This window comes from Lysobacter sp. N42, from assembly GCF_004344885.1.
Genome location: NZ_SKFB01000007.1, coordinates 124,759 through 141,513, shown reverse-complemented (window position 1 = coordinate 141,513; position 16,755 = coordinate 124,759). Strand labels below are relative to the sequence as shown.

Below are 16,755 nucleotides of genomic sequence, written 5' to 3'. Positions count from 1 at the left end.
GGCCACGACGGCCGCCGCCGCGCCCGTGCTGGCGCCGAACAGGCCCAGCGGAAGCCGCGCGGTGTCGCGGTCGGCGCGCGCCCAGTCGATGGCCGCGCGCAGGCGGCGGGCGAGGAGCGCGATGTCGAAGCGCGAGGCCACGTCGGCATCCTCGTCCGCAGTCAGCAGGTCCAGCAGCAAGGTGGCGATGCCGCGGCGCTGCAGCACCGCCGCGACCGCACGGTTGCGCGTGCTGTGGCGGCTGCTGCCGCTGCCGTGGGCGAAGATCACCAGGCCGCGCGGGTCCGGGGGCATGTCGAGCTCGGCCGGCAGCAGGACGTCATCGGCGGGAATGCGCACCTCGCGCTGGACGACGGCTTCGTCCGGGTCGCGCCGCGCCAGCGCGCGCTCGACCTCCTCGTCGGTTACCTGGTCGAACCCCAGGTAGTACAGGCCGACGGCCCGGAACGGGGACGGCGTGGCCAGGCAGACGACCTCGTCGGCCAGTGCGGCCGCCTGCCGCACGGCCGCCGGCGAGCCGACCGGTACCGCGCACACCAGCCTGCGGGGCCGGCCGGCACGCACCGCGCGCAGCGCGGCCGCCATCGTGGCGCCGGTCGCCAGGCCGTCGTCGACCACGATGACGACCCGGCCTTCCACCGGCCGCGGCGGACGGCCACGGCCGAACCGCCGGCGCTGCTCCTCGAGCCGGCGCATCTGCGCGGCCACTTCGCCGGCGAGGTAGGCATCGTCCACGTCCACGTAGGCGGCCCCCTCGGCAAGATGCACCTGGCGCTGCTCGTCGACCGCACCGATGGCCAGTTCCGGGTTGCCGGGCGCGCGCAACTTGCGGACCAGCACGACGTCCAGGTCGCCTTCCAGGGCGTCGGCGATCACCCGGGCCATGGGCACCGCACCACGCGGAATCGCCAGCACCAGCGGTCGCTGGCCCCTGTACTTCGCCAGCACCAGGCCGAGTCGCCGGCCCGCGTCCTCGCGATCGATGAAGGGCAATGGGGTCATGGCCGCACCTCCTGTCAGCTTGCAGGGTGGTGCAGCGCCGCGTCGCCACCTTGATGGCGGTCAATGTCCGGGTGACGGACATGCGCCGCCGCAGGTGCGAGGCGGTGCCGGCCGGCTTGTTGACCGGCATCAACATCCGCGCGCCGGCGGCGCCGAACGTAAAGGGGCCCGCCGCTGCAGGCACCGCGCACGCGCGGGATCGCGGTGGGCGGCGCCCCGGTTGAGCAGGATCGACACCGTGCCGCTCTGCGGCCTCGCAGCGGCACGGAGCGGCGCGCGGGGACGCTCGCGTCCGCCCCGCGCGCCGGCCCTCAGGTCACCGCATCGGAAGGTCGCCGCGGAACGCCGGAAGCGTGCCGCTGCAGCAACGGAAGCAGTTCGTCGAAGGGCATCGGCCGACCCAGCAGGTAGCCCTGCACCTCGTCGATGCGCCGCATCCGCAGCCAGTCCAGCTGCAGCTCGGTCTCCACGCCCTCGGCCACGGTGCGGATGTCGAGCGCATGCGCCAGGCCGATGATGGAATTGCAGATGGCGGCATCGTCCTCGTCCACGCCCAGGTCGCGCACGAAGGAACGGTCGATCTTGAGCCGGTCGATGGGGAAGCGCTTGAGATAGGCCAGGGACGAGTAGCCCGTGCCGAAGTCGTCCACCGAGAACGTCACGCCCAGCGCGGTGATCTGCCGCATCAGTTCGATGGCGCGCTCGGGGTCGGTCATCAGCAGGCCCTCGGTGATCTCCAGTTCGAGCACCTCGGCCGGCACGGCATGTTCCTCGATCGCCTCGCGCACGTGCCAGACGAGCTCGTCGTTGAACTGGGCCGGCGAGACGTTGACGGCGATGCGCAGATGGCCCAGCCCGGCCTCCACCAGCCGGCGGTAGTGCCTGCCGGCCTGGTGCAACACGCGGCGACCGACATCCACGATGAGCCCGCTTTCCTCGCAGACGGCGATGAACTCCCCCGGCAGGAGCATGCCCCGCTCGGGGTGCTGCCAGCGCAGCAGCGTCTCCAGCGCCACGGGGCGCTCGTCGCGGTCGAACAGCGGCTGGAACACCGGGACAAACTCGTCGCGCTCGATGGCCTGGCGAAGCTGGCCGACCAGCAGCAACCGCCGCGACATCCCGTCGACGAACTCGCGGTGGAAGGGCACGGCACGGTTCCGCCCCTGGCGCTTGGCCTGGTACATGGCGAGGTCGCCGTGCTTGAGCAGCGTTTCGACGTCGTCGCCGGCATCGGGGAAACGACACCAGCCGATGCTGGCGGTGATCGTGTGCTGGGAGTCGCCGACGGGCATCGGCCGCGCCAGCTCGGCCGTCAGACGCGCGATCACGTCCTGGACGTCGTGCTCGCCGACGACCTCGGCCAGCACCACGACGAACTCGTCGCCACCGAAGCGCGCGACCGTGTCGGTTCCGCGCGCCACGCCGGCCAGGCGCGCGGCCACCTCGCGCAGCACGCTGTCGCCGGCGCTGTGGCCGAGCGAGTCGTTGACCAGCTTGAAGTCGTCGAGGTCGATGAAGATCAGCGCACCCTCGCGGCCGTAGCGCCGCGCGCTGGCAAGGGCCTGCTGCAGGCGGTCCTGCAGCAGCTGGCGGTTGGGCAGCCCGGTCAGCTCGTCGTGCGTGGCGCGCCAGGCGAGCTCGTCCTCGTAGTTCTTGCGCTCGCTCACGTCCAGCATGCCGCCGACCAGCCGGATCGCGCGTCCGGTGGCATCGCGCAGCACGAAGCCGCGGTCGAGCACCGAGGCGAAGCTGCCGTCGCCGCGCTGGTAACGGTACTGCTCCTGCCATTCGCCCTCGCTGCCGGCGAGCGCCGCCTGCAGGCTGGCGCTCACGCGCTCCCGGTCCTCGGGGTGGATGCGCATCGACCAGTCCACGAGTTCCACGTCCTCGTCCGTGGCATAGCCGAAGCGCGTGTAGTAGCTCTCGCTCCACCACAGGCGGTCGGCGACCACGTCGTAGTCGTAGACCGCGTCACTGGTGGCGCGCGCGACCAGCTGGAACCTCTGCTCGGCCTGCTCGCGCTCGGTGACGTCCTGCGCGGCGACCAGCCTCGCGTTGCGTCCGTCGAAATCGATGTCGTGGCTGAACACCTGCATCCGCATCACGCGGCCGTCCTTGTGCAGGTGGGTCCAGACGCGGCCCTGTTGTGCACCGCGCGTGGAGACGCGCGCCGCCTCGCGCATGGCCTCGAACTCGTCCGGCGGCCGGATCGCCAGCATGCTGCGGCCCTCGAGCTCGGAACGCGAATAGCCGTAGCGCGCCACCATGGCGTCGTTGACCGCGACGATTTCCAGCGTCTCCCGGTCGAAGACCCACATCGGCAGCGGGTTGTGCTCGAACAGGAAGCGGTAGTCGGCTTCGGCGCGCAGCGCACGCTCGCGTGCCTGCACCAGCTCGGTGACGTCCTGCAGCACGCCGCGCACGAGGGAGCGCCCCTGCCCGTCCACCGCGCGCGCGCCGCGCGCGAACACGTGCACGAGCCGGCCATCGCCATGCAGTACACGGAACTGGATCTCCACCGGCGCATCCGCTTCGGTCGACCCGGCGATGGCCGACTGCACGCGTTCGCGATCCTCCGGATGCACGCGCGCGATGATGTCGGCCAGTCGCACCGAGCTCACCTCGGGATCCAGGCCGCAGATGCGCGCGGCCTGGCCGGAGATGGTCACGGTGTCCGCGCCCGGTATCCAGTCGTAGCTGCCAAGCCGCGCGAGCGCATGGGCCTGCCGGAGACGCTCGTCCGAATCGCTCAGTGCATCCAGGGCCAGCCGGATCCGGCCGATCAGCCGCGACTGCGCGGCCTGCGCGCGGTCGAAGCGATGCACCAGCCAGCCCCACGCGGCGGCCAGCGCCATCACGATGCCGAGGATCAATCCGGCCGGCCGGGCCCAGGCAGTCCACAGCGACCCCCGCTCGGTGCCCACCAGCAGCGTCATCGGCATCGAGCCCAGGCGGCGGAACATGTACACGCGGTCGATGCCGTCCACGACGCTGGACCCGGCATAGGTGCCCTCGCGGCGTTGGCGGTTGGCGGGCGCGAAGAGGCCGGAGCCCGGGATGCGGCGGCCGACGTGGCGGGCCGGGTCCACCGACCTGGCCAGCAGCGTGCCGTCGTCGTGCACGATGCTCACGAAGTCGTGCCGGCCCAGCCTGAAGCGCTGTACGACGTCGGCGAACAGGTCCACGTCCACCAGCGTGCGTGCGACGCGCCCACCCTCGTGGCGGCTCGCCGGCAGGTACCAGGTACCCGCACGGCGGACGGGTGCGCCTGCCTGCAGTCCGTCCCGCCCGGCCGCGGCCGGCGCGGCCGGGACGACGCTCGTGCCGTGCATCGGGATGATCCAGCCGGCCTGGCGCGAGCGACCGCCCGCCACCGTCGAGAGCTGGCGATCGAGCAGGTACAGGCGATCCTCGAGCTGCCGCTCGACGGCATCGAGCACCAGTCGCTGGCGGATCGTGCGCTGCTCGACCAGATGGCGGTACTCGCCGGCGGCCAGCCACAGGCCCACCAGCGGCAGCGAGGCCGCCAGCGTCCAGCCCAGGGCGAGGAGCCAGCGACGTGGCAGGCCACGGGGTGCCGGACTGGCTACGGCCGGGTCGGGGAATCGCGATGGCACCATCCGGTCAGCTCACTCCGCCGGCGCTCCGCGCCGCCCTGGCAGCAGTCTGCATTGTTAACGGTCGCGACCGCCGGGCCTGAAGTCACGATCCGGACCCCATTGCCCCGCTACGCGGCCGGCGCGGGCTCGGCGGCTGCCGTCGCCCGGTGGATGCCGACCATGGACCGGCCCGACGGGTCGGCCGCGGCCGCGAACGCCGCATCCCAGGCAATGGCCGCCGGCGAGGAGCAGGCGATCGACTTGCCGCCGGGCACGGTGCGGGCACAGGCCTCGCCGGGGAAGTGGCGCTCGAACAGGCGCCGGTAGAGGAAGGCCTCCTTGCTCTGCGGCGGGCTGATCGGGAAGCGCTCGGCCGCTTCGGCGAAGTCCGCGTCGCTCACCTCCGCCTCGGCATGCGCCTTGAGCGCGTCGATCCAGCCGTAGCCGACCCCATCGCTGAACTGCTCCTTCTGCCGCCAGAGGATCGAATCGGGCAACCAGCCGGCAAAGGCCTCGCGCAGCACGGCCTTCTCGATGCGGCCCTGCCCCGCCATCTTGGCCTGTGCGTCCATGCGCATGGCGACGTCGAGGAACTCGGTGTCGAGGAAGGGCACGCGCGCCTCCACGCCCCAGGCCATCATCGACTTGTTCGCCCGCAGGCAGTCGTACTGGTGCAGGGCGTCGAGCTTGCGCACCGTCTCGGCATGGAACTCGCGCGCGTCGGGCGCCTTGTGGAAGTAGAGGTAGCCGCCGAAGACCTCGTCGGACCCTTCTCCCGACAGCACCATCTTCACGCCCATGGCGCGGATGCGCCGCGCCAGCAGGAACATCGGCGTCGACGCCCGGATCGTGGTGACGTCGAAGGTCTCGATGTGGCGGATGACTTCCGACAGCGCGTCCAGCCCTTCCTCGATGGTGTAGCGGAAGCCGTGGTGCACGGTGCCGATGGCCTGCGCTGCCACCTCGGCCGCCGCGAGGTCGGGCGAGCCTTCCAGGCCGATGGCGAACGAGTGCAGGCGCGGCCACCAGGCCTCGCTGCGGTCGCCGTCCTCCACGCGCCGACGCGCATAGCGCGCCGCGACGGCCGCCACCAGGGAGGAGTCCAGTCCGCCCGACAGCAGCACGCCGTAGGGCACGTCGCTCATCAGCTGGCGATGCACCGCGCGCTCGAAGGCGTCACGCAGCTCGTCCGGCGTGACGCGCACGCCGCGCGTGGCCTCGTAATCCCGCCAGGCGCGGTGGTGGTAGCGCACCGGTTCGCCGCGCGCGCTGTCGAAGTAGTGGCCGGGCGGGAACGGCGCGACGTCCGCGCAGAGCCGCGCGATCGCCTTCATCTCCGAGGCCACCCATGTGCGGCCGTCGGCATCGTGGCCCCAGTACAGCGGGCAGACGCCGATGGGGTCGCGCGCGATCAGGAAGCGGCCGCGTTCGGCGTCCCACAGCGCGAAGGCGAAGATGCCGTTGAGGCGGTCAAGCCATGCACCGATGTCGGGCTCCTCGCGGTAGAGCGCGTTGATCACCTCGCAGTCGGACTCGGACTGGAAGGCATAGGGCAGGCGCAGTTCGGCGCGCAGCTCGCGGTGGTTGTAGATCTCGCCGTTCACCGCGAGCACCAGCCTGCCATCGTCGGACTTCAGCGGCTGGGCACCACCGAGGGGGTCGACGATGGCCAGGCGTTCGTGCACCAGCAGCGCCGCGGGCTCGGCATGCACGCCGCTCCAGTCGGGGCCGCGGTGGCGCTGCCGGGCCGACATGGAGAGCGCGAGCGGCCGCAGCGGGCGCAGGTCGGCGCCGGGGCGGAGGTCGAAGGCGGTGAGGATGGAGCACATGGGGCGGGTCCTTGCGTCGTGGGGGAGGCGGAAAACGACGAAGCCCGCGCTTTTCGGCGCGGGCTTCGTGGTCGATGAGCGGTCTGTACTGCGCGCGCTAATCGCCGGCCCGCGGGAGGCTGGCGTTATTGCGATTGTTGTTGGCGCGCGCGGCCGGCTGCCCGGTGCGGGCAGGCTGCAGGTCGAGGGCGCGGCGCGAGGTCATGGGCCGATCCTGCCCGTCACGGCGCCCGCGCGCAATTCGCCGCGGGCGCCGTTCGTCGGCTCACTGCATCGAGTGCAGGCCGATCAGGTTTCCCTCGGTGTCCTTCGCGAGAACGATGTGGCCGTACTCGCCGATCGACATCTTCGGCCGCACCACCGTGCCCCCGGCCGCTTCCACGCGCGCGGCTTCCACCGCGCAGTCGTCGCAGCTGAAGTAGACCAGCGTGCCGCCCACGCCCGGTGGCATGTCTGCGAACTTGACCAGCGCACCGGCCGCGCCCCAGGTTTCCTGCGACATGTCGAAGGCGTACATGTCCAGCCCGTCCGGGGCGAGCTTCTGCAGCTGCGTCTGGAATACCTGTTCGTAGAACGCGCGTGCGCGTTCCATGTCATCGACGTAGATCTCGAACCAGCCGACGGGGTTGGGCTTCATGACGATGCTCCCTGGAAGGTGCAGCGATGCTACGTCGGCGCCGCGGCGGACGAAGCGCCGTCAGTCCGCTGTCGCAGCATTGGCCAACCGGTCGGCGACGCGGCGCAGGTCCGCCACCAGCCCCGCATAGGGTTCGTCCCCGGCATCGGCTGCTTGCCGCAGCACCCACGCCGGATGCACCGTCGCGATGAGCGGCACCCCGCGCGGCCCGGCCAGCCAGCGCCCGCGTTCGCGCATGAGGGAAATGCCGCGCCCCGTCAGCGCATTCGCGGCGGTGGCGCCCAGCGCGACGATCGCCAGCGGCCGCAGCATCGACAGTTCGCGCTCCAGCCACGGTCGGCAGGCGCGCTGCTCGCTGGCGCCGGCCCGCACGTGGATGCGCCGCCTGCCGCGCTGCTCGAACCTGAAGTGCTTGACGGCATTGGTGACGTAGCAGTCGGCGCGGTCGACGCCGGCTTCGGCGAGCGCACGGTCGAACAGCCGGCCGGCCGGGCCGGTGAACGGGCGGCCGGTGAGGTCCTCCTCGTCGCCCGGCTGCTCGCCGACCACGACGATGCGCGCGTCCGCCCGGCCTTCGCCCGGGACCGCCTGCGTGGCCGGCTCCCACAACGGGCAGGCGCGGCAGGCCCGGATCGCGGCGGCGAGGCCCTCCAGGCCCTCGGTGGCCGGCGCCGGCAGGACCGGCGCGGAGATGCGGCTGCGCGCGGGCCGCGGTGCCCGCTGCACCATGGCCTCCACGCGCGCGCCGGCCTCGCGCATCAGCCGCGGCAGGTCCTGTGCTTCGGGCAGGTGCTTCCAGAAGCGCAGCGGCATCTCCGCGCGCATGGCCTGCGGGTTCAGGCGCGCGGGATTGAACACGCTGGCGTAGTAGCGCCGCCACAGTGCCTCACCCGCATCCTGGTCCGGCACGTCGGCAGGCGAGCCGCCCGGGCCCATCGAGAGTTCGACCCCGTCCCAGCTCGCGCTGCGGTCGGGCGTGACGATCGCCCAACGCATGCCTGCGAAGCGGCGCATGAAGAAGGGCGCGACCAGGTCGAGCACGAAGTGATCGGGTTCGTACCAGGCGACGAAGCTGTTCGCCTCGCCCGGTATTTCCCGGAAGCGCACGAAGGCCCTGGCCTTGTGCGCATCGCGCGTGACGGCCTTCTCGAGCTGGCGCGCGCGGCGCACGTCCGGGTCGGCCGCGAAGTCGAGCAGGCGGCGCTCGCCTTCGGCGATGCGCCAGAGCAGGCGGTAGAGCAACGCGTGGCGGCCGGGCCCGCGGTGCGCGAGCACGTGGCGCGCCAGGTCGAGGATTCCGCGCCCGATACGCGGCGGCTCGCGCCGCGGGGCGGCTTCCGTCACCGGCCGCGCAGCCAGCAGGCCGGCGGCCTCGTCCGCCCAGTCCAGCGCCTCGGGCGGGATACCCGCCACCCACGCGGTGCGCGCCTGCACGCGCCAGGCCTCGAGGTCCCAGGCCGGCTCGACCGTCGCCCGCCACATGTCAGAACAGCGAGGCCTGCACCGGCGGCGCTGCCAACCGCGCGCGCAGGCGGTCGGGACGGTCGAGCAGGCCGCGGGGATGGTGGTCGAGCGCCTGCACCCACGGCAGCACGCGCCTGAGGCTCACGCCGAGCCGCGCCAGGTCGTCCAGCCGCAGGCGCGCGAAGCGGCGCGAGGCCAGCAGGCGCTTGACCGTCTTGGTGCCCAGCCCCGGCACGCGCAGCAGGCGCTCCTTCGGCGCGGTGTTGATGTCCACCGGGAAGGCTTCGGGATTGCGGATGGCCCAGGCCGTCTTCGGGTCGATGTCGAGGTCGAGCATGCCGCCGGCCTCGCGCGGCGCGATCTCGCCCACCTCGAAGCCGTAGAAGCGCATCAGCCAGTCGGCCTGGTAAAGCCGGTGCTCGCGCACCAGCGGCGGCGACTTCGAGGGCAGCGCCACCGACGAATCCGGGATCGGACTGAAAGCCGAGTAGTAGACGCGACGCAGCCGGTAGTTGCCGTAGAGGTTCGCGCTGGTATCGAGGATCGAGCGATCGTCCGCGCCGTCGGCGCCCACGATCATCTGGGTGCTCTGCCCGGCCGGCGCGAACGCGGGCGCGCGCTGCGGAGCCTTGGCCCGCTCCTCCTTCGACTCGTCGATGCGCCAGCGCAACTGGCCCATGGCGCCGCGGATGCTGCCCACCGACTTCTCCGGCGCGAGCGTGGTCAGCGCCACCTCGGTGGGCAGCTCGATGTTGATGGACACGCGGTCGGCATACTTCCCGGCTTGCGCCAGCAGCTCCGGCGAGGCCTCGGGGATGGTCTTGAGGTGGATGCAGCCGCGGAAGCCATGGTCCTCGCGCAGGCTGCGCGCGACCTCCACCAGCTGCTCCATCGTGTGGTCGCCGTTCTTCACGATGCCGCTGGAGAGGAACAGGCCTTCGATGTAGTTGCGTCGGTAGAAGTCGAGCGTGAGGTTCACGACCTCGTCCGTCGTGAACCTCGCGCGGCGCACGTCGCTGCTGCGCCGGTTGATGCAGTAGGCGCAGTCGTAGATGCAGAAGTTCGTCAGCAGGATCTTGAGCAGCGAGACGCAGCGGCCGTCCGGCGTGTACGAGTGGCAGATGCCCATGCCCTCGGTGCTGCCGATGCCGCCGGTACCCAGCGAGTCGCGCCGGGTAGCGCCGCTGGAAGCACAGGACGCGTCGTATTTCGCGGCGTCCGCGAGGATCGACAGCTTCTCGATGACCTGCTTGGCGCCCCTCGCAAGTGCCTGACGCGAAAGGCTATCGGCGGGCCGTCTCAGGCCGTGCGACCGCGGGCCGGCAGGTTCAGTCGTCGAGGTCGGCCAGCAGCGCGAGGTCGTCGCGGAAGCTCCGGTAGGCCTGTTCCCGGCTGCCGCTGTCGCGCTGGCGGAGCACCCAGGACGGATGCACCGTGGCGAAGCCGCGACGCCCGTCCGGCAGTTCCTGCCACTGCCCGCGCGGCCGCATCAGGCCGAACTTCGCGCCGAACACCGCCTTCGCGCCGATCGCACCCAGGGCCACCACGACCCGGGGGCGGATGGCCGCCAGTTCGCGCTCGCGCCAGAGGTGGCAGGCCTTCTGCTCGGCGGGCGTGGGCGACGTGTGGATGCGCGCCTTGCCGCGCGGCTCGAACTTGACGTGCTTGACCGCGTTGGTGAGGTAGAGCCGGTCGCGGTCGATGCCCAGCTCCGCGAGCGCCTGGTCGAGCAGGCGCCCGGCAGGGCCCACGAAGGGCCGGTCGGCGATGTCCTCGCGATCGCCGAGCTGCTCGCCGACCAGGACCACGCGCGCCCTTGCCGGCCCTTCGCCGAAGACCGTCTGCGTGGCCGGCCGCCAGAGGTCGCAGCGCTTGCAGTACGCGGCGGCCTCGCGGATCGCGGCAAGTCCGCTACCCGCCGGCTCGGGCGCGGTGCCTTCGGGCACCTGCGGGATGCGCGTACGCGATGGCCCCCGTGCGCGCAGGGTCGGCTGCGCATCGTCGCGGCCAGCCTGCGCACGCGGCATGTCAGGCCGCCTCGAACAGGCGGCGATAGGTGGGATTGACCATGCCGACCAGCTGCGCCGCCGGCAGTTCCACCGTGTGCATGCCATCGGCGTACGTGCCCACCTGGTAGGGCGGGAAAACGAAGCGCAGCGCGCTGATCTTCCCGTCCGCCGACATCACCGGCTCGAACACGGCGAAGTCGTCGGCGCGGGCCTCGGTGCCTCCGTCGATGAGTGCGACCGCATCACGCACGGCCGCGGCGCGCTCGGCCGGCGGGACCCGGTCGGCATCCATGCGTTGGGCCACGGCATTGCGAAGCTGTTCGCGCACACTCGCCGAGATCGCCTGCCAGCTGTCGTCCTCGGGGAAGAGTTCCGCGGCCGTCAGCAGGCGGTTCTCGGGCGGCAGCCACACCCAGCGCTGGATCATGGGCGTGCCATGGGCGCCGCCGGTGTAGCTGCTGCCGTCGACGGCCAGCACCACCAGCTGCGGCGATTCGTGCTTGAGCTTGAACTCCAGCGACAGCTCGTACGGCGCCCGCGACGGGTCGTTCGCGCGCTGCCGCACCGCGTCCGCCACGTGCTGGCGCGCCTGTTCGGCATACCGCTGCGCGTGCGCGGCAAGGCCGGGATACCTCGCCAGGCCTGGCGGATAGCTGATCCCGACCACGTGCGTGGGCGCGGTTTCCAGCACGTCCTTCAATGCCACCGGCGGCGGCGCAGCGTCCGCGGCGGCGATAGTCCTGGCCGGCGCCGGGCGGGAGGCGTCCCCCGCCCCCTCGCCACAGGCGGCGAGGGCGAACAGGAACACGGCCGCCAGCACCACGCGCTGGGGCCGCGGGGACGGAACGGATTGCGACATCGACAGAGCCCCGGAATACACGCTTGCACACGACGTTAATGCCGCGCGCGTGATGCCGGCATCCACGCGGCGGGCTGCTTGCGGGCTTACCAGTCGGTGCGCGCCGGCAACAGCGCGCGCAGTTCGGCATCGGTGAGGTTGCGCCAGCGGCCGGGCTTGAGGTGCCCCAGCTGCACGCTGCCGATGCGAACGCGTACCAGCGTCTTGACCCGGTAGCCGAAGTGGGCGGCCATCAGGCGGATCTGCCGGTTGAGCCCCTGCACGAGGATGATGCGGAAGCCGTAAGGCCCCAGCTTGCGCACCTTGCAGGGCAGCGTCGTCTGGCCGTGCACCGGCACGCCGCGCGCCATGCCGCGCAGGAATTCCTCGGTCACGGGCTTGTTCACCGCCACCAGGTACTCCTTCTCCAGCTTGTTCTCCGCGCGCAGGATCTCGTTGACGATGTCGCCATTGCTCGTGAGCAGGATCAGCCCCTCGGAGTCCTTGTCGAGGCGGCCGATCGGGAAGATGCGCTGCTCGTGGCCCACGAAGTCGACGATGTTGCCCTTGACGTCGCTCTCGGTGGTCGAGGTCACGCCCACCGGCTTGTGGAGCGCGATGTAGACGTGGCGCCGCTTGCCCGGCGCCGCCTTGCGCACGGCCAGTTTCTGGCCGTCGACCAGCACTTCGTCCCCTTCCGCGAGCTCGGCGCCCACGCGCGCGCGCAGGCCGTTGACGGTCACGCGGCCTTCGGCGATCAGGCGGTCCGCCTCGCGGCGCGAGCAGAAGCCGGTGTCGCTGATGTGCTTGTTGAGGCGCATGGTGGGGTCGGGCCGCGGTGGGGCGCGCATGCTGTCACATGCGCGCCCGCGGCGCAGCGGTGGGCCATTGCGCGCTCAGTGGATCGTGCCGCCCTGGTAATTCGTCGAGCCCAGGATCCCGGCCCCGCCGACCGCGCGCTGCAGGGCGTCGCCGTAGTCCTCGCCTCCGTCTTCCTCGCGCGCCGGCCGACGCCGTTCGAGGCTGGCATCGTTTCCGCCGGCCCCGGGCGCGCCGCCGGCACCCGGGCCGGCGGAGGAAACCCGTCCGCGACCGGCCGCTGCCGTGCCACGCCGGCGCGCCGCCGATGCCGCCCCGCGTGAGGCGCGCGGCTCGCCCGCCGCCACGTCGCCCGGGGCCTGCTGTGCGCCCGGCGTGGGATGCCCCGCGGCGTCGTGCATGGGCACATGCGCGCCCGCCCCATTGCCCGCACCCCGCCCTGCCCCGCGTCCCGGTCCGCCCGCCGTTTTGCGAGGCGCCGCGCCTGCCACGCCGCCCGCGGACTTGCCGCGCGCCCGCGACGTACTGGCAGCCTCGCGCTCCGGCACGCCGGTCGTCGTGCTGCGCATGGATCCGCGGAGTGTCTTCCTCGCCGCATCGCGCGGGCCCGAGGCCTGCCGGGCCGCGCCGCTGTTGCGCTCGGCCGACGACGTCTTCGCCGCCCCGCGCCCGCCCGGAGTACCGGTACGCGCGTTCGTCCCGGCCGCGGCCCTGCCGCGCGCGACGGACCTCGTCTTCTTCGCGGCAGCCTTCCCGGCAACAGGCTCCGCCGTGGACTTCCCGGCCGCGCCGCCGGCCGTGGACCGCTTTGCGGTCTTCGTCGAGGTACGTGCGACCGATGCCGACGCAGCGCCCCGCGCCGTCGCCCCGGACGCAAGCGCGCCACGGGACTTCGACGCAGCCGCGCGGCGCGCACCGGTCGACGTCGCAGTCGTCCCCGTCGCGCGTGCGGGGCGGCTGCCGGACGCCGCGCGAAACGGGGAGGCCGCGCCCGCCCCACCGGTGCGGGCCGCCGTCTTCTTGGCCTCGGCGCCCTTCGCCGCCGTGGTGCGCTGCGAGGTGCCCGACGCGGCACCGGCGCGGCGTGTCGGGGCGCGGCCTGCGCGTGCGGCGGAGGCGTCGGCTACGGGCTGGCGCGCCCCGCCCGTTGCGCCCACCTTCCTCGCCGCCTTCTTCGTGCTCCGCCCCGGGGCAGTGCCGCGGGCCCGTGTGGGCCCCGCCTTCTTGGTCGCCATCCGTCCTCTCCGCATGTGCTCGGGCGTAGCGGTGCCTCGTAGCACCGCACGCATGCAGGACGGGTGATTCCTCAGGCGACGAGGTCGGCGTACTCGCCGTGGCGCTTCACCCAGGCGGCCGCATAGGCGCACAGCGGCCGCACGCGAAGGCCTTCGCGCCGCGCGTGCTCGAAGGCGGCGCGGACGAGGTCCCCGGCGATGCCACGGCCGCCGATCGGCTGCGGCACGCCCGTATGGGTCAGCAGCATGACGTCCCCCTCCAGCTCGTACTCGACTTCGGCTTCGTGGCCATCCACGCGGGTGTGGAAGCGCTGCGCGTCGGTGTCGTGTCGGATGTCCATGGCGGTGTCCCGATGGGGAAAGGCGTCAGGAGACACGCCCGGCGATCCACGCCGGGTGAGCACTCAGAGGAACGACGGCGACGCCAGCTGGCGCAGGAAATGCTGGGCCACCCGCGCGTCCATCAGCAGCATGAACAGCAGGCCGTAGATCGCGCCCGACAGGTGCGCGTTGTGGTTGGTGCCGTCGGCGGCGTTGCGGTCCATCCAGAACGAATACGCCACGTAGCCGATGCCGTAGAGGATGGCCGGGATGGGGATCGGGATGAAGATCAGCATCCACGGGTCCAGCAGGATGGTGGCGAACAGCACGGCCGACACCGCGCCCGACGCGCCCAGGCTGCGGTAGCGCGGGTCGCGGCGATGGCGCAGGTAGGTGGGCAGGATCGCGATCACGATCGCCGACAGGTAGAACAGCACGAAGCCCACCGGGCCGATCAGCCCCGAGATCACGCGCTCGGCCAGCCGGCCGAAGAAGAACAGCGTGATCATGTTGAACAGCAGGTGCTGCCAGTCGGCATGGATGAAGCCGTGCGTGAGCAGGCGGTCCACCTGCCCGCGCCCGACCGCGGGCGGCCACAGGATCAGGCGCTCGAGCAGCCGCGGCCGCTCGAAGGCCAGCCACGAGATGCCGATCGTGGCGGCGATGAGGATGATGGTGAGCATCGGTCAGGCCGCCGCGCGGTAGTGGTCCTGCATGGGGTAGCGACGCGCATAGAGCGCGAATATCCCCGCCACCACGAGCGCGAAGCCGGCGAAGAAGAACATCAGGAAGGCGTTCTCCGACAGGCCCGTCGACGCGATCTGCGCCGATACCGCCTCGTTGCCCAGTGCCGTGTTCGTGAGCAGCACCCACAGGTTGCCGACCGTCACCGACAGCAGCCAGAACGACATGATCGTGCCCTTCATCGGCTGCGGCGCCTGGCTGTAGGCGAACTCCAGGCCCGTGGCCGACACCAGCACCTCGCCGAAGGTCAGAAGCGCGTAGGGCAGCACCTGCCAGGTGATCGACACCGGGTCGCCGCCGTCGATGGCCAGCTGCAGCGCGCCGGCCGCGATCCAGGCCAGGCCCGAGAAGGCGATGCCCCAGCCCATGCGGCGCAGCGCCGTCACCTCGAAGCCCATGCGACGCAGTGCCGGGTACAGCACGAGGTTGTTGAAGGGGATGATCAGCATCACCAGCAGCGGGTTCAGCGCCTGCATCTGCGCGGCCTGGAACCATTCCGGCTTGGTCATCTGCTGGCCCTGCAGCACCCAGGTGGAGGCCTTCTGGTCGAACAGCGACCAGAACGGGGTGACCAGCGCGAACACGATCAGGATGCGCAGCACGGCGCGCACCCCGTCGATCGCCGCATCCGGATGCCGGCCGCGCGCGCGCTCGAGGTTGATCGCCGCGCCCCAGCCACCGAAGGCGATGAGGAACACCAGCGCAAGGCAGAAGGACGAGACGAAGCCCAGCGTGCCGATGAAGGCGAAGGCGACGATGGACAGCACGACGCCGACCAGCGCCAGCGACAGCCCCGCCCCGCCGCCCGGCGCGGTCAGCGCGCTGCGCACGACGTGCATGAAGCCGTTCGGGTCCGGCGGCGTCGGCGCCATGCGCACGTACTTCTTCCGCCCGGCCCAGAAGATGACCAGTGCGATGAACATCAGCAGGCCGGGAATGCCGAAGGCCACCGACGGCCCGTAGTTCTTGAGGAACCAGGGCATCAGCAGCGAGGCGAAGAAGCTGCCGAAGTTGATCGTCCAATAGAAGGCGTCGTAGACGATCTTGGCCTTGGCCTTGTTGGTCTGGTCGAACTGGTCGCCGACGAAGGCCGACACCAGCGGCTTGATGCCGCCCGAGCCAATCGCGATCAGCAGCAGGCCCGCGTAGAAGCCCGTGCGGTTGTCCTCGAAGATCGCCAGGAAGGCATGGCCGATCACGTAGACGACCGACAGCCAGAAGATGGTGTTGTACTTGCCGAAGAAGCGGTCGGAGATCCAGCCACCGATCAGCGGGAAGAAGTACACGCCGATGACGAAGGTGTGGAAGATCTCCTTCGCCAGCCCCTCGCGCTCGGCCAGCGGCGCGTAGGCCAGCATCATGCTGGTGACCAGGAACGGCACCAGGATGTTGCGCATGCCGTAGAAGCTGAAGCGCTCGCACGCCTCGTTGCCGATGATGTACGGGATCTGGCGGGGCATGCGCCCCTGCGAGGCCTGGGCCTCCAACGACTTCGCCATGGATCGGTCCTGCGGAAACGAAGCGCCAAGCCTAACGCAGGGCCGCCCGCTTCCGGCGGGACCCGGCGGGCCGGCCCGCCGCGGGCGGTTCAGCCGGGCGCGTGGCTCAGGTCCATTCCGTCAGCCCTTCACGGGCGTAGAGCTCGGCGAACGAAGGCCGTGCCTTCATGCGCCGGGCCAGTTCGCCCAGGTGCGGCCAGGCATCGCCGGGGCGCGGCATGTTGCGCGACCAGCGCAGCAGCATGGCGAGGTAGAAGTCGGCCACGCTGGGCTCCGCACCCAGCAGGAACGGGCCGTTCACGGCCAGGTGGTCGTCCAGGCGTTGCCAGGCGGCCTCGATGCGCGGGCGCACGCAGTCGCGCGCGAGGTCGGCGTTATCCGGGCCCGCCACTTCGTGCGGATACCACCAGATGCGGAACAGGGGCTGCACCGCGTTCGCCAGGTGGAACATCCACTGGTGGTAGGCGGCGCGCCCGGGCGCGTGCTGCGCCGGGGCGAGGCGCCCGGCGCGGTCGGCCAGCGTCATCGCGATGGCCGCGGCCTCGATGCGCACCGTCCCGTCGTCCTCGACGAACGCGGGCACCACGCCGTGCGGGTTGATCGCGAGGTACTCCGGGCGCTTCTGCTCGCCGGCCTGCATGTCGACCCTGCTCAACGAATGCGGCAGGCCGAGCTCGATCAGCAACCAGTGCACCAGCAGGCTGGCGGCGCCGGGCGAGTAGTAGAGCGTGGACATGGACGACTCCGGTGCGCGACGCA

At 71.7% G+C, this 16,755-nt stretch carries 15 protein-coding genes; 1 reads left to right on the top strand and 14 read right to left on the bottom strand.

What is annotated here, in order from left to right:
* The 10 genes from EYQ95_RS13780 to EYQ95_RS13735 form a co-directional block, all read right to left on the bottom strand.
* On the bottom strand, positions 1-1,002 hold a 1,002-nt coding region (locus tag EYQ95_RS13780; RefSeq protein WP_132327791.1), incomplete at its 3' end, for a phosphoribosyltransferase family protein.
* A 311-nt stretch (positions 1,003-1,313) separates the two neighbouring features.
* Positions 1,314-4,622, bottom strand: a complete 3,309-nt coding sequence (locus EYQ95_RS13775; RefSeq protein ID WP_132327790.1) for an EAL domain-containing protein — start codon at positions 4,620-4,622, stop codon at positions 1,314-1,316.
* A 107-nt stretch (positions 4,623-4,729) separates the two neighbouring features.
* Positions 4,730-6,430 (bottom strand): asparagine synthase B, encoded by a 1,701-nt coding sequence (gene asnB / locus EYQ95_RS13770; protein WP_132327789.1) that lies wholly within the window; start codon positions 6,428-6,430, stop codon positions 4,730-4,732.
* Between the two features lie 265 nt (positions 6,431-6,695).
* Entirely contained in the window at positions 6,696-7,067 is a 372-nt protein-coding gene (locus EYQ95_RS13765) for a VOC family protein (protein ID WP_132327788.1), read from the bottom strand.
* A 60-nt stretch (positions 7,068-7,127) separates the two neighbouring features.
* Entirely contained in the window at positions 7,128-8,549 is a 1,422-nt protein-coding gene (locus EYQ95_RS13760) for a UdgX family uracil-DNA binding protein (RefSeq protein ID WP_132327787.1), read from the bottom strand.
* Between the two features lies 1 nt (position 8,550).
* Positions 8,551-9,774: a putative DNA modification/repair radical SAM protein gene (locus tag EYQ95_RS13755; protein ID WP_243699934.1), complete on the bottom strand. Its 1,224-nt coding sequence runs from the start codon at positions 9,772-9,774 to the stop codon at positions 8,551-8,553.
* Positions 9,775-9,859: 85 nt separating this feature from the next.
* Positions 9,860-10,558, bottom strand: a complete 699-nt coding sequence (locus EYQ95_RS13750; RefSeq protein WP_243699931.1) for a UdgX family uracil-DNA binding protein — start codon at positions 10,556-10,558, stop codon at positions 9,860-9,862.
* 1 nt (position 10,559) lies between these two features.
* Complete coding sequence (locus EYQ95_RS13745) at positions 10,560-11,399, bottom strand: PdaC/SigV domain-containing protein (protein WP_132327784.1); 840 nt, start codon at positions 11,397-11,399, stop codon at positions 10,560-10,562.
* Positions 11,400-11,485: 86 nt separating this feature from the next.
* The gene (locus EYQ95_RS13740; RefSeq protein ID WP_132327783.1) at positions 11,486-12,229 is read right to left on the bottom strand and encodes a pseudouridine synthase; all 744 of its coding nucleotides are present in this window, start codon (positions 12,227-12,229) and stop codon (positions 11,486-11,488) included.
* A 45-nt stretch (positions 12,230-12,274) separates the two neighbouring features.
* Positions 12,275-12,598 carry a hypothetical protein gene (locus tag EYQ95_RS13735; protein ID WP_132327782.1) on the bottom strand — a complete coding sequence of 108 codons (324 nt, stop codon included), beginning with the start codon at positions 12,596-12,598 and terminating at the stop codon, positions 12,275-12,277.
* A gap of 103 nt (positions 12,599-12,701) precedes the next feature.
* Here EYQ95_RS13735 and EYQ95_RS13730 point away from each other — a divergent pair, with 103 nt between their 5' ends.
* Positions 12,702-13,499 carry a hypothetical protein gene (locus EYQ95_RS13730; RefSeq protein WP_132327781.1) on the top strand — a complete coding sequence of 266 codons (798 nt, stop codon included), beginning with the start codon at positions 12,702-12,704 and terminating at the stop codon, positions 13,497-13,499.
* A gap of 4 nt (positions 13,500-13,503) precedes the next feature.
* On the opposite strand, the gene EYQ95_RS13725 is transcribed toward EYQ95_RS13730, so the two are convergent.
* The 4 genes from EYQ95_RS13725 to EYQ95_RS13710 all read right to left on the bottom strand — a co-directional run bounded on the left by EYQ95_RS13725 (position 13,504) and on the right by EYQ95_RS13710 (position 16,732).
* Positions 13,504-13,773: a GNAT family N-acetyltransferase gene (locus EYQ95_RS13725; RefSeq protein ID WP_132327780.1), complete on the bottom strand. Its 270-nt coding sequence runs from the start codon at positions 13,771-13,773 to the stop codon at positions 13,504-13,506.
* A 63-nt stretch (positions 13,774-13,836) separates the two neighbouring features.
* On the bottom strand, positions 13,837-14,436 hold the full coding sequence (locus EYQ95_RS13720; RefSeq protein WP_132327779.1) for a rhomboid family intramembrane serine protease: 600 nt from the start codon (positions 14,434-14,436) through the stop codon (positions 13,837-13,839).
* A 3-nt stretch (positions 14,437-14,439) separates the two neighbouring features.
* Positions 14,440-15,996, bottom strand: a complete 1,557-nt coding sequence (locus tag EYQ95_RS13715) for an oligopeptide:H+ symporter (protein ID WP_132327778.1) — start codon at positions 15,994-15,996, stop codon at positions 14,440-14,442.
* Between the two features lie 106 nt (positions 15,997-16,102).
* Positions 16,103-16,732: a glutathione S-transferase family protein gene (locus EYQ95_RS13710; protein ID WP_132327777.1), complete on the bottom strand. Its 630-nt coding sequence runs from the start codon at positions 16,730-16,732 to the stop codon at positions 16,103-16,105.
* Between the last annotated feature and the right edge of the window lie 23 nt (positions 16,733-16,755).